Origin of the sequence: Gardnerella sp. DNF00109, from assembly GCF_049262845.1 — a bacterium.
GTDB classification, from domain to species: Bacteria; Actinomycetota; Actinomycetes; order Actinomycetales; family Bifidobacteriaceae; genus Bifidobacterium; species Bifidobacterium vaginale.
Window position 1 is genome coordinate 192,920 of the sequence record NZ_CP058406.1, and the last position, 13,295, is coordinate 206,214.

Consider the following 13,295-nt stretch of genomic DNA (forward strand, 5'->3'; position numbering starts at 1 on the left):
GTTTAAACATGACTGATATGGTGAATGACGCAATTAAGGAAGATTCTGTGATGGAAAATCAGAACAACGAACCACTTCTTTCTGTACGCAACTTGCAAATTAGCTTTGCTTCGGAAGCTGGTACGGTTCATGCAGTACGCAATATGAATTTTGATTTGTACCGCGGAAAAACCATTGGTATTGTAGGTGAATCTGGATCTGGTAAGTCTGTTACTTCTCTTGCTGTTATGGGCTTGCTGGATAAGAACGCGTCTGTTAAGGGTTCTGTTGTTTATAAGGGCGAAGAGCTGTTAACGAAGTCTGATGCAGAGATGAGTAAGATTCGTGGCAAGAATATTGCTATGGTGTTCCAGGATCCTCTTTCTGCTTTAACTCCAGTGTTTTCTATTGGAGATCAGCTTAAGGAAGCTTTGGTTATTCATAATCCAGATATGACCGAAGATCAGATTCGTGAGCGCTCTATTGAATTGCTTAACTTGGTTGGTATCACTAAGCCAGCTGAGCGTTTAAAGTCTTTCCCTCACGAGTTTTCTGGCGGTATGCGTCAGCGCGTTATGATTGCTATGGCAATCGCGAATAACCCAGATATTATTATTGCTGATGAGCCAACCACAGCTTTGGATGTTACTATTCAGGCTCAGGTTTTGGATGTTTTGAAGAAGGCTCAGCGTGAAACTGGCGCAGCAATGATCTTCATTACTCACGATTTGGGTGTTATTGCTGGCGTTGCAGACGAAGTTATTGTTATGTATGCGGGTCATTTGGTTGAGCATAATAGCGTTGAGGAGATTTTTGCTAACCCAACTCAGCCATACACAATCGGCTTGCTTGGCGCTGTTCCGCGCGTTGACCAAAAGCGTACTCGCCGCTTAACTCCAATCTCTAAGCCAACAATGGATATGTTGATGGCAGAAGAAAAGAGTGGAGATACTAGCGATATGATGGGTCTTGAGGCAGAAAGCGAAACCGTTCGCGCGCTGCTTCATGCAGAAACCGAAAAAACTATTAAGCCAATGTTTGAGGGCATTCCTCGCGAGGATCGCAAGGTTGTTTTGGATGTTAAGGGCTTAGTTAAGACATTCCCAATTACTGGTGGCGGTTTCTTGCGACGCAAGGTTGGCGAAGTTCGCGCTGTTGATGGCATTGACCTTGAGATTCGCGAAGGCGAAACTGTGGCACTTGTTGGCGAATCTGGTTCTGGTAAGTCAACTACTTTGATGGAAATCATGAGTTTAAAGAAGCCAGAAGCTGGCTCTATTACAGTTTTTGGCACCGATCTTAACGATAAGTTGACTAAAGAGCAGCGTCGCGAGCTTCGTTCTAAGATCCAATACGTGTTCCAGGATCCTATGAGCTCTCTTGATCCTCGTATGCTTGTTTACGATATTTTGGCAGAGCCTCTTCATGTTCAAAAGAAGTCTAAAGAAGAGATTCGTCAGCGTATTGCGGAGCTTATGCAGCTTGTTGAGCTGAATCCAGATCAGGTTGATCGATTCCCAACTCAGTTCTCTGGTGGTCAGCGTCAGCGTATTGCTATTGCTCGTGCTTTGGCTGTGAATCCTAAGCTTTTGCTTCTTGATGAGCCTGTTTCTGCTTTGGATGTTTCTATTCAGGCTGGCATTATCAACTTGCTTGAAGACTTGCAGGATAAGTTGGGAGTTGCATACTTGTTCGTGGCTCACAATATGGCAGTTGTTCGTCACATTTCTAGCAGAATTGCTGTTATGTACCATGGACGCATTGTTGAATCTGGAGAAACGGATGAGGTGTTTGATAATCCTAAGCATCCGTACACTAAGGCTTTGATTAGTGCTGTGCCAATTCCAGATCCTACGATTGAGAAGAATCGTAAGCGTATTATTCTCAACGAAGAAGATTCGTTTGATGACGTTGCAAGCGTCTGATTCTAATCTTTTGTGAATACGCCTAAACTTTTTGTTTAGGGCAATTTTGATCGCGTGTGTTATGCAAGACACACGCGATTTTTTGTTACAGGCATATAAATTCTAAAAAAAGTAATATATTTTGTTTTTTAATTAAAATAAACTAAAAAATTTTCTGTTTGACTGTTTTATGTATTTAATTTTCTTTTTTATGGATTAAATCTTAAGTAACAAAAGCTTAAATTCAGTATTTGTTAAAAAAGTCGTAACACAAAATGTCAAAAGATTAGATATACTCTACACACATACCAGAAAGCGGACATCATTTCTGGGGAATGAGAGGAATCATGAAAAAAACTAATGCAGGCAAATTAACTGTATTCGCCGCAGCTGCACTTTCTGTTGCAATGCTGCTCGGCGCTTGCGGTGGCACAACTGCTACTACAGCAGATAAGGCCAAGGGCGGTATGACCGAAGAGCCAGCCGCAGGTGTGGATACTTCCTACGCTGGCGCTCTTCCAATGCCTAAGGTTGACAAGCGTTATGACAATCCACAGCCTCGTGACAATGTTAAGGATGGCGGTACTTACACGTTCTCGCTTTCTGACATGGGTCCAAACTGGAACTACGCTTCTAACGACGGTAACACCGCGTATATGAGCACTTTGTGGGGCTTCTACCAGCCATCGCTTCCTTATTACGATACCGTTAAGGGCGAGAAGGTTAAGTACAACCCTGATTACATTACTTCTGTTAAGAAGGTTAGCGACAAGCCACTCGTAGTTCAGTACGATTTGAACCCAAAGGCTAAGTGGAACGATGGTACAGACATCGATTACACTGCTTTCAAGGCTACTTGGGAAGTTATGAATGGCCAGAACGAAGCCTACTCTGTACCATCTCACGAGGGCTATGACTGCATTGAGTCCGTTGAGCAGGGCGCAAATCCTAAGCAAGTAATCGTTAAGTACAATAAGCCATGCGCAACTTGGGAATTGCTTTTCGCTCCATTGGTTCATCCAAAGGCAACCGATCCAACCGTATTCAACCAGGGTTGGGTAAATAATCCTCACAACGAGTGGGGTGCAGGTCCATTCGAGATTCAGTCCGCAACCGAAGATCAGGTTGTTTTCGTGCGCAATCCAAAGTGGTGGGGCAAGAAGGCAAAGCTTGACAAGGTTGTTGTAAAGCGTATGGAAGATACCGCTGCAATGAACGCCTTCCAGAACGGCGAAATCGATTCCGTGGATTCCATCTCCACCAAGGATAAGGTTAAGGCTGCTCGTAGCGTTAAGGGCGCTCAGCTCCGTTACGGCTACAGCACCAAGATTCGTGTTATTAACTTAAACGCAAAGGCTGGCGCATTCAAAGACAAGGCCGTGCGTAAGGCCGTTGTCCAGGCATTCGACGTTGCCACCTACAACAAGATTCAGTTCCAGGGTATGAGCTGGAAGAGCGAGCAGCCAGGTTCGGAGCTTCTCTCCATGTTCCAGGCTGGCTACAAGAACAACCTCCCAGCTGATGGTAAGTTCAACGTAGAAAACGCTAAGAAGACTCTTGAGGCCGCTGGCTACAAGATGGGCAAAGACGGTTACTACGCTAAGAATGGTAAGACCGTTCAGTTCACATTTACCTTCTTCGGCGATGACTCTACTCAGGCAGCTCTTGCTAACGCATTCCAGGCCATGATGAAGAAGGCTGGCATGAAGTGCAAGACTGTAAACAAGCCTGCTTCTAAGTTCTCTAAGACTGTAAGCTCCTTCGACTTCCAGGTGCTTCCAATGGCTTGGGTTTCCCAATCCCCATTGAGCTTCGTGGGATCCGCTTCCCAGGTCTACGGTTCTAAGAGCGATTCCAACTTTACTGGCACTGGCAACAAGAAGATTGATGCCCTGCTCGCCAAGGTTGGTAAGACTTACGATTACAAGGAACAGACTGCATTGGCCAACAAGGCTGAGTCCATGGCTTTCGCCGAGTATGGTACGCTTCCAGTTTCTGCTCCTCCAACCTATCAGGCATACAAGAAGGGCTTCGCTAACGGCGGTCCTGCTGGATATGCTAACGTTTTTGTTGAAAACATTGGTTGGCAGAAGTGAGTAAATTTGTAGCGATAACTCGCGCAAGTTTACTAAGCTGATTGCTTAACTTATAGCATGTGGCGTGTGGTCTTTGGCTGCACGCCACATGCTTTTGCTGTAATCGCGTGCGTAGTTACGCAGAAAATAATCGCGTAAAAAATAGTCGCGCAAAAATAAACTCAGAAAAATAGTATAAACTTAATAAAACTTAATAAAAAATAAATCGCGAAGTCAAAAATAAGGGAGAATCTAGCGCATGTATGTAAATCCAAGTAAACGCAAAGACGCAAGCAATGTGCGCTGGGTTTTGCAATATTGTAAGCCAGATATGTGGAGAGTAGGCGTATCGCTAGTTCTTTTTACTATAAACGACACAATGGCAATGACAATGCCGCTGCTTTCGGGCTTTATTGTAGACAAAATAATTATTGGCAAACAGCATGATTTACTTCTTGGCGTATGCGTGCTAATGGTTGCAATGATGATTATTCGCGTAGGCTCAAGATATATCTACCAGCTTCAAATGGAAAGATTTGGCCAAAACGCCGTGTATCGCCTTGTAAGCGACGAGTACGAGAAGCTGCATTCGCTTGATTTTACATACTTTAATCACACGCGCACAGGCGACATTATGAGCCGCATGACTTCGGATACGGACGCGATTCGCCACATTTTAAGCTGGGTGTCTTATATGGCGCTGGATTGCTTAGTAATGTTTGTGTTTGCGCTAGTTATAATGTTTTCAATCCAATGGCAGCTAGCTCTAGCGCTTATGGCAATTACACCATTTTTGTTCTGGCTTGCAAAGCTTATGGGCAAGAATGCTAGGCCAAAGTTCCTTGCGATTCGCGAATCGTTTGCACGCATGAATTCAATGGTAGAAGAAAACATTGAAGGCAATCGCGTTGTAAAAGCTTTTGTTCGCGAGCCTTTTGAAACTCAGAAATTCGATAAATGCAATGAAGATTACTTTAATCGCAATATTACGCTTGCAAAAAACACGCAAAAATACATGCCATGGCTTGACGGTATGGGCTTTGCGTTGGAGCTTGTAACAGTAGGATTTGGCGGATGGCTTGTGCTTAATGGAAGCATGACTTTGGGCGCGTTTGTAACGTTTAACAGTTTTCTTTGGATGCTCCACATGCCAGTAAGAATGGTTGGGTGGCTTATTAACGATTGGCAGCGATTCAACGCAGGATGCGTGAATATTCGTAAGCTGCTTACGCAAGAATCGCATATTGATTTGCCAAGCGCTGCCAAGAAAAACGTTAAAGTTAAGGGCCGCGTAACTTTTGAACACGTTGATTTTGCATTCCCAGACGATCTTGATTCGCCAATTTTAAGCGATATTGATTTAGATGTTCCAGCAGGCACAAAGCTTGGAATCTTAGGCGAAACGGGATCTGGAAAATCAACTCTTGTAAGTCTTATAGCGCGTTTTTATGATCCTACTCGTGGTCGCGTTTTGATTGATGGAAAAGACGTTCGCGAATGGCCTCTAGAAACTGTTAGAAATCAAGTTAGCATAGTCGCGCAAGAAACATTCCTGTTCTCCGATACGATTGCAGGAAATATTAGCTTTGGATTGCCTCAAAACGAGGAAAATTGCAAAGAATTAGATAACACGATTAGGCGTATGGCAAGAATCGCAGATGCAGACGATTTTATTATGAGCATGCCAGAAGGCTACGAAACCGTTGTAGGAGAACGAGGAGTTGGCCTTTCGGGCGGTCAAAAGCAGCGCTTAAGTCTTGCTCGCGCGCTAGCTAATAATCCTGCAATCTTGATTATGGACGATACAACTTCTGCAGTAGACATGGAAACTGAGGAGCATATCCAAAAAGAGCTAAAAAAGTTAGATGGTTCTCGCACAGTAATCACAATTGCTCACAGAATCTCGTCTGTTAAAGACGCAGACATGATTATTGTGCTAGATCACGGCAAAATCGTAGAACGCGGAACGCATGAGCATCTTGTGGCGTCGCATGGAAGATATTGGGAAATCTACAAAAAGCAGCTTGGTATGCAAATGGGCAAAGCTTTGGGATTTGAAGATTTAGACAAGGCTAAAGGTGAGTAGAATGGCGCAACGCAACACTTATAAAGAAGATGAAAGCCAAGAAGAGCACGTAAATTTACACGAGTTGATGCGCGTTCGCAAATACATAAAGCCGTACGCATGGCAACTAGTCAAAATAGTTTTAGTTGTTATTAGCGGAAGTTGCATTATGACAGTAACTCCAATGATTACAAAAACACTTATAGATGTAGTTTTGCCTAATAAAAACGTTTCTTATTTGTACGTGCTTATTGCATTGTTTGGCGTGCTTATTGTGCTGTATGAGCTTGGGTTAGCCTACAGAACGCTTGCAATTACGCGACTCGGCCAAATGATAATTAAAGATATGCGACGAGATATTTTTACGCACGTGCAATCGTTATCGTTTGATTACTTCGATTCGCGCCCACACGGCAAGATTTTGATTCGCATAGTAAACTACATAAACACGCTTTCCGACACGCTTTCTTCTGGTTTAATCAACGTGTTTTCCGATGTTTTTGTGCTAATCATTACGCTGATCGCAATGTTTGCTATAGATTGGCGAATGGCATTGTGGAGCCTTGTATTATTCCCGGTTTTTATAATCTGGACTCGCACTTTGCAAATTTTGCAACGAAAAGCGTCTAAAAAATTGTCGAATAAACAAAGCAATCTTAACGCATATTTGCACGAATCAATCGCAGGCGTAAAAACCACTCAAACTTTTGCGCGCGAATCAGAACAATACGCTACATTCCAAGATCAGCAGTCGGGAGTCAGAAAAGCGTGGATGCGAAACGTTAGAGTGCAAATGCTACTTTGGCCAGGAGCTTCGATTATTGAAAGCGCAGCAATTTCGCTGCTTTACTACGTTGGCATAATGAATGCAAGTAGTATGAACATAAGCACGGGTACGCTTATAGCATTTGTGTGGTATTCGAGTACTTTTTGGGAGCCAGTTGTAAACATTGGTAACTTCTACACGCAACTCGTAACATGCTCAGTGTATTTGGAGCGTATTTTTGAAACGCTAAGCATTAAGCCAAATATTGTAGATAAGTCAGATGCAAAAGAATTGCCGCAAATTAAAGGCAGGGTTGACGTAAACGACGTTGTGTTCCGCTACGAAGAGAACGGAAAGCCGATTTTGAATTTAGTTGACTTGCACATTGAGCCTGGAACAACGGTTGCGCTTGTAGGTCCTACTGGAGCGGGTAAAACAACGCTTGTAAGCCTGCTTTCTAGATTCTACGACGTTTCCGAAGGCTCAATCACAATTGACGGCTACGATGTGCGCTCAATAACGTTAGCATCTTTGCGAAAGCAAATGGGCGTTATGCTTCAAGACAGCTTTATATTTAGCGGAACTGTTAAAGAAAACATTCGCTACGGCAAGCTTGACGCAACAGACGAGGAGATTGAGTCGGCGGCTCGCGTAGTTCACGCGCACGAGTTTATTGAAGAATTGCCTAATGGCTACGATACGGAAATTGAGGAGCGAGGAGCCACTCTTTCTGCAGGACAAAGGCAGCTTATATCGTTTGCCAGAGTATTACTTGCGAATCCGCGAATTCTAATTTTAGACGAAGCAACAAGCAATATAGATACGCGTACAGAAGAGGCGTTGCAAGCAGGATTAGCTCAATTGCTTAAAAATCGCACTTCTTTTGTAATTGCACACAGGCTTTCTACAATAGAGAATGCGGATTTGATTTGCGTGATTGACCATGGGCAAATCGTGGAGCGCGGAAGCCATGAGCAGCTTATGGCGCAAAAAGGTGCGTATTACAGGCTTGTGGAATCGCAATACGCTGCGATTAGTGCTGCGATCCAGTAAGCGCAAAAGTTGCGTTTTAAGTCACGTTTTAAGCCACGTTAAATATGCGACTACACTTGTAAATCATGAGTAAGCATCATCGCGAACACAATTGGGCGCCTTCTTTAACAGAGCAGTCTGAAATATGGCAGAATCTAATTAAAGAAGGCATAACAATCGCAGACGACCACACGCACATGTTAAGCGTAGTGGATTTTGCAAAAAATCTTAATCAAGAATTATCGCAAAAAGGGCGAGAACCAATTGCGGAACCAAGTGCAGATGACTTAGTAAATAGTGCAAAAGCATCAGGCGTTTCTAAAATGATTGAGGTTGGATGCGAATATCCAAATTGGCAGCCAACAATAGATTTTGCGGCAGCTCACGCGGATTGCGTGCGTGCTGCAATAGCGATTCACCCCAACGAAGCGCCTCTACACGGTCATAGGGGAGCAGAAGGACCAGACGGCTTACCGGTGGTTTATAAGCCGTATCATGATATTTCATTTGACGAAGCAATGCAACACTTGCGCTCGCTAGTCGTAGGTAACGCAGAAGAAGTAGTGGCAATAGGTGAAACGGGATTAGACTATTTTCGCACAGGCGAGTCTGCAAGGATTTACCAACGCGAATCATTCCGCGCGCATATAGCACTTGCAAAAGAGCTTAATTTGCCGCTCCAAATTCACGATAGAGATGCTCATAGTGATGTTGTAGAAATTTTGCTAAAAGACGGAGCGCCAGAGCGCACAGTGTTTCACAGCTATTCTGGCGGGAAAGACTTAGCTCAAGTGCTAAAAGAAAACGGATGGTACGCAAGTTTTTCTGGAACGATTAGCTATAAAGGTAACGAAGATTTACAAGAATCTGCGCGAATCATTGGCAAAGATCACATAACTGTTGAAACAGATGCGCCGTACCTTACACCAATGCCTTATCGAGGTCGTCCGAACGCGCCTTATATGGTTCCTTATACACTTGAATCGTTAGCAACCGCGCTTGACTGTTCTTTGCTAGAAGTGGCAAAGTCAACTTTAAAAACAACGAAAGAAATCTACGATTTTTAAAATTTATGCGTTAAATCTTACTTTAATTAGCCCTTATTTTTCAAGGATTCTGTGGCAATTTTGCGCTATATATCTGTTATTGTATACAATATTTAGGTACAAATAAATAAAACTGTAAGCAGTAAGACCATATGCGACTTCTTATTATGGCAGATTATTGCAAAGAAGAGGTCTTACTTTTTGGAGGAAAAATCAAGCATGACTAAGTCACGCGTTTCAGCGCTATCTAACGATGACGCTAAGGATCTTCGCAACGGGGCGAAGGAGTCTGAGAAGGCTGCTAAGGGAGTAACGAACCCTAAAGAGGCGATTCTAAAAGCCGCTTCTTTTACAAAAGCGCCAAAAGTTTCTCAGAAAACCACCACTCGCGAAGAACGAGAGGCGTTGGCGTATCAGCAGGCTAAAGAAGTTAAAGAGGCTGAAAAGCTTGCGGATAGTGCGGTTAGAGGTCCACTTGGCAGATGGTGGGCAAAGATCCAAACCAGCTCAGATAAATTTACTTTAGGTATGTCGATAGTGGCATTGGGCGTTGTTTATGGAGATATTGGAACTTCTCCTTTGTACACTGCTCAAACATTCTTAGCTGGTCAAGGCGGATTGCAAAACATTAGTCGCGAAGCCGTTTACGGAATGTTATCCCTAGTGTTTTGGTCAATCACGCTGATCACAACCGTAAAATACGTGTTTGTAGCTATGCGCACAGACAACAAAGGCGAAGGTGGAATTTTTGCACTCTACTCGCTTATTAGACGAAAAGGCGCATGGCTTGCGATTCCAGCAATGATTGGCGGTGCTGCGTTCCTTGCGGATTCTGTTCTAACTCCAGCAGTTTCAATATCTTCTGCAGTAGAAGGTTTGCGAACTATATCTGCGTTTAGGCCTATTTTCTTAGAAAACGACAATCTATCTTTAATGATCACCGTGGTTATTATTGTGATTCTGTTTTCGGTTCAACAGCGAGGAACTGAAAGAATAGGCAAAGTTTTCGGCATAGTAGTTATGATATGGTTCGGATTCCTAGCGCTTGTTGGAATCATGAATATTGGAGAAGATTGGGCAATTTTTGAAGCTTTGAACCCAATTTACGGCTTGAAGTTTTTGTTTAGTTCGCACAATGTGCAAGGAATGGCGTTAATGGGCATCATATTCCTTTCCACAACAGGTGCGGAAGCCTTGTATTCTGATATGGGTCATGTTGGGCGTGGAAACGTTTACGTTACGTGGCCATTTATTAAAGTTGCTCTTGTTCTAAACTACTTTGGTCAAGGCAGCTGGATGCTACAACATCAAAACAATAAAGCATTATGGTCTATAGAAGGCTTAAATCCTTTCTTCCAGATGCTCAGCCCGAATTTACGTTATGTAGCCGTTGTGCTTTCTGTAACAGCAGGCATTATTGCATCACAGGCTTTGATTACTGGTGCATTCACTATGGTTTCAGAAGCTACCAGCCTTAACTGGATGCCTCATCTTCAGGTGCGTTACCCTGCGCGTACTCGTGGTCAGCTTTATATTCCTGTTGTTAATTTTGTGCTTTGTCTTGCAACTCTTACGGTTTTAGCTGTGTTTAAAGATTCAGAGCATATATCTGGAGCATATGGTCTTGCGCTTACGCTTACCATGATTGCTACAACAACACTTCTTACTGTTCACATGTGGTATCAAAAGAAGAAGATTGCTGCTTTAATTTTTGCCACTGTGTTCTTGATTATCGAGATTTTGTTCTTTATAGCATCTATGGCAAAATTCATGCATGGTGGTTGGTTTACCATGATTCTTGGGGCTACGATTCTTATCGTTATGCTCACTTGGAAGGATGGCACTAAGATTGAGCGTTCTCAGCGCTTGCACATGAAGCCTAAGGATTTTCTGCCTGTGCTAGATAAGCTTCATCGTGATTTCCGTATTCCTTATTTTGCGGATAACATTGTTTATTTGACTTCCGATAAGGAAATGAAGCGTTTGGATACTGGAATCTTCTTCTCTATTTTTGCGGATCATCCTAAGCGTGCGCGCGCGTGGTGGGCTGTGTCAGTGGAAACGGATGATGCTCCGTTTACTCGCGAATATTGTGTGGAGAATTTTGGTACGGACTATTTGTTCCGCGTTAAGATCAAACTTGGGTTTAAGGTTTCTCCTTCGATTCCTGCGTATTTGCATCAGATTATGCACGATTTGTCGCATACTGGCGAGCTTCCGCAACAGCAATCTGTGTACCCTAAGGTTGATGCAGATCCAGATATTGGTCCAATTCGTTACGTGCTTTTGCATAAGGCTTTGATGCCTGAGTCGAATATTTCTTTGCGTGGTGCGTTATCGCTAAAAATGAAGTATGCGATTCGTCATATTGCTGGAACGCCAGTTAAGTGGTTTGGTTTAGCTCCGTACAATCCGATTGTAGAAGTTCAGCCGTTGTTTGTTTCCACTCGTAGACCTCCTCGTTTAAAGAGAGAAGAAGTTGCTTCTTCTAGAGCAGTTCAGTCTTTGCAAGGTTCAGGAGTTGTGTCTGATGTTGCGTCGGATGCTGAACAAACAACTATTATGAACGCTAGAGATATTGTTAATGCAAATGTTTCTAGCGATGGCAAGTCTGAGAAGTCTGAAAAGTCTGCAAATAAGGAGACTAAGGAATCTAAAATATCTAACACTGGCAAAATCGCTAGAATAGATACTGGCCAGATTAAAGCAGTTAAAAAGTGAAGTGATTTAAGCAACTAAGCAACAAGTGCTTTGCTTGTGTTGCTTTGTTGTGTTGCTTTGTTTTAAGGAGCGCGGTGTAATTATGCTTGCAGATTTGCCTGATTTTAATAGGATCGAAAAGTTGCATCGCGCTACTGCGCCAAGTGAAGCTGCGTACAATTTGATTCACTGCCATTGTGTTGTTATTGCTACGATTTCTTGGATGATTGCAAGACGTCAAAATCAGTTGTTGGCTTTTAAGCAGCTTGGTAGTATTGAGGATTTTGCGGATAAGTCGCCAGCATCCGTTGAACAGATTATGCTATGTCAAATATCTAAAATCAATAAAGACTTAAAAAGTAGATGTGATTTAGCAAAGTCGTGTCTTGAAAAATTAATAAATTTAGATCCGTTATCTCTTCCTAAAATAGATGGAGGTGCGGTTCCAAGTGATTATGTAGACGAATATGCTGCATTTGCTGGAGGATTGTTGCACGATATCGGAACTTATTTTGTTTTAGATAAAGACGGTTCGCGCGAAGAGAACGGTAAGCTGGAGTTTGACGGTCCTCATTATATTTTGCACGGCTTGCGCGGCTACAACTATTTGATTGATAACGGTTTTAGCGAAGATACTGCGCAATTTGCGCGTAATCATACTGGTGTAGGGCTGACTCGCGAGCAAGTTGTTTCGCAGAATTTACCGCTTCCAGCTGGCGACTATATTCCGCAAACTATTGAACAAGAAATTGTGATGGTTGCAGATAAATACAACAGTAAGTCGATTCCGCCGCGATTTTTAACAGTTGATACATATAGACGTAAAGCTGAACGATTTGGCGAAGAAAACTCAAAGCGATGGATGTTCTTGGTTAATAAGTATGGAAGAGTGAGTGTTTGCAAGCTTGCAGATTTCTTTGGGCTTAAGGTTGATTAGGCAAGGTTGATTAAGCAAAGTTGATTAAGCTTTGCTTTTATGGCTATAAAGCCGCTAATCCAAGTGCAGTGTTTACTTCGGCTACAATATCGTGCATAGCAGCGCTTGCTGCAGCTGCGTCACCTTCCATAATTGCCTGCGTTACCTTTTTATGGTTTAATATCGCTTCTTTATTTGGTTTTTGCGGATAAAGATTTAGCTCAACTCTGCCGCGTAATACGCTTTCGACTATTGAACTAAGTTTTGCAAAAATCGGGTTACCGCTATTTGCAAGCAAAAGAGTATGGAACTGGATATCTAATTCATGAAAATCTGTCAGTCTATTTTCTTCTACCGCTTTTACCATATCGTGACCAATTACGCCCAATTTATAGCGTATTTCTACATCTCCGCGTAATGCACATCCAGCTGCTGCGGCAGGTTCTACAACAAGACGAAGTTCTGTTAATGCTCGTAGTTCATTTTCTCTGTATGGTGAATGTAGTTTCCATGTGATTACTCGTGTATTTAAATCGTCCCAATTTTCTGGATTGCAAGCTATTACGCCTGTTCCGCGTTGAAATTGTACGCAACCCAAAGATGCTAATAGTCTTGTTGCTTCTCGAGCTACTGTTCTAGATATTCCATATTGTTTTTGAATATCTTCTAGTTTTCGATTAGTTTTTGGTTCCCATTTGTTATTTACTATTTCGTCTGCGAGAGAATCTGCTATAGATAGATGTAAAGGAGCGTTTTCGGTCACTAAGTCACTAGAAATTTGACTTTGTGTGGTATTAGACACCATATTTGCC

General features: G+C 42.8%; 8 protein-coding genes. 7 read left to right on the forward strand and 1 reads right to left on the reverse strand.

Translation table 11 applies throughout. The features are described 5' to 3' along the window. The first annotated feature begins 8 nt into the window (after nt 1-8). The 7 genes from HXT20_RS00725 to HXT20_RS00755 all read left to right on the forward strand — a co-directional run bounded on the left by HXT20_RS00725 (nt 9) and on the right by HXT20_RS00755 (nt 12,504). The gene (locus tag HXT20_RS00725) at nt 9-1,904 is read left to right on the forward strand and encodes an ABC transporter ATP-binding protein (protein ID WP_004112745.1); all 1,896 of its coding nucleotides are present in this window, start codon (nt 9-11) and stop codon (nt 1,902-1,904) included. 326 nt (nt 1,905-2,230) lie between these two features. After that, entirely contained in the window at nt 2,231-3,979 is a 1,749-nt protein-coding gene (locus tag HXT20_RS00730) for an ABC transporter family substrate-binding protein (protein ID WP_004118189.1), read from the forward strand. Between the two features lie 238 nt (nt 3,980-4,217). After that, on the forward strand, nt 4,218-6,044 hold the full coding sequence (locus HXT20_RS00735) for an ABC transporter ATP-binding protein (protein WP_422114370.1): 1,827 nt from the start codon (nt 4,218-4,220) through the stop codon (nt 6,042-6,044). A gap of 1 nt (nt 6,045) precedes the next feature. Then, a complete protein-coding gene (locus HXT20_RS00740) occupies nt 6,046-7,842 on the forward strand; it encodes an ABC transporter ATP-binding protein (protein WP_422114371.1) in 1,797 nt (598 codons plus the stop codon). Between the two features lie 65 nt (nt 7,843-7,907). After that, complete coding sequence (locus tag HXT20_RS00745) at nt 7,908-8,888, forward strand: TatD family hydrolase (protein ID WP_422114372.1); 981 nt, start codon at nt 7,908-7,910, stop codon at nt 8,886-8,888. Nucleotides 8,889-9,086: 198 nt separating this feature from the next. Next, nucleotides 9,087-11,588 carry a KUP/HAK/KT family potassium transporter gene (locus HXT20_RS00750; RefSeq protein WP_422114373.1) on the forward strand — a complete coding sequence of 834 codons (2,502 nt, stop codon included), beginning with the start codon at nt 9,087-9,089 and terminating at the stop codon, nt 11,586-11,588. Between the two features lie 82 nt (nt 11,589-11,670). Continuing rightward, the gene (locus HXT20_RS00755) at nt 11,671-12,504 is read left to right on the forward strand and encodes an HD domain-containing protein (RefSeq protein ID WP_422114374.1); all 834 of its coding nucleotides are present in this window, start codon (nt 11,671-11,673) and stop codon (nt 12,502-12,504) included. Between the two features lie 43 nt (nt 12,505-12,547). On the opposite strand, the gene HXT20_RS00760 is transcribed toward HXT20_RS00755, so the two are convergent. Beyond that, nucleotides 12,548-13,288 carry a FadR/GntR family transcriptional regulator gene (locus tag HXT20_RS00760; RefSeq protein ID WP_422114375.1) on the reverse strand — a complete coding sequence of 247 codons (741 nt, stop codon included), beginning with the start codon at nt 13,286-13,288 and terminating at the stop codon, nt 12,548-12,550. Nucleotides 13,289-13,295: the final 7 nt, after the last annotated feature.

What these genes read in the sequence shown, in the direction of transcription:
- HXT20_RS00725 (WP_004112745.1), top strand. Translation starts at nt 9, where the DNA reads ATGACTGATATGGTGAATGACGCAATTAAGGAAGATTCTGTGATGGAA.
- HXT20_RS00730 (WP_004118189.1), top strand. Translation starts at nt 2,231, where the DNA reads ATGAAAAAAACTAATGCAGGCAAATTAACTGTATTCGCCGCAGCTGCA.
- HXT20_RS00735 (WP_422114370.1), top strand. Translation starts at nt 4,218, where the DNA reads ATGTATGTAAATCCAAGTAAACGCAAAGACGCAAGCAATGTGCGCTGG.
- HXT20_RS00740 (WP_422114371.1), top strand. Translation starts at nt 6,046, where the DNA reads ATGGCGCAACGCAACACTTATAAAGAAGATGAAAGCCAAGAAGAGCAC.
- HXT20_RS00745 (WP_422114372.1), top strand. Translation starts at nt 7,908, where the DNA reads ATGAGTAAGCATCATCGCGAACACAATTGGGCGCCTTCTTTAACAGAG.
- HXT20_RS00750 (WP_422114373.1), top strand. Translation starts at nt 9,087, where the DNA reads ATGACTAAGTCACGCGTTTCAGCGCTATCTAACGATGACGCTAAGGAT.
- HXT20_RS00755 (WP_422114374.1), top strand. Translation starts at nt 11,671, where the DNA reads ATGCTTGCAGATTTGCCTGATTTTAATAGGATCGAAAAGTTGCATCGC.
- HXT20_RS00760 (WP_422114375.1), bottom strand. Translation starts at nt 13,288, where the DNA reads ATGGTGTCTAATACCACACAAAGTCAAATTTCTAGTGACTTAGTGACC.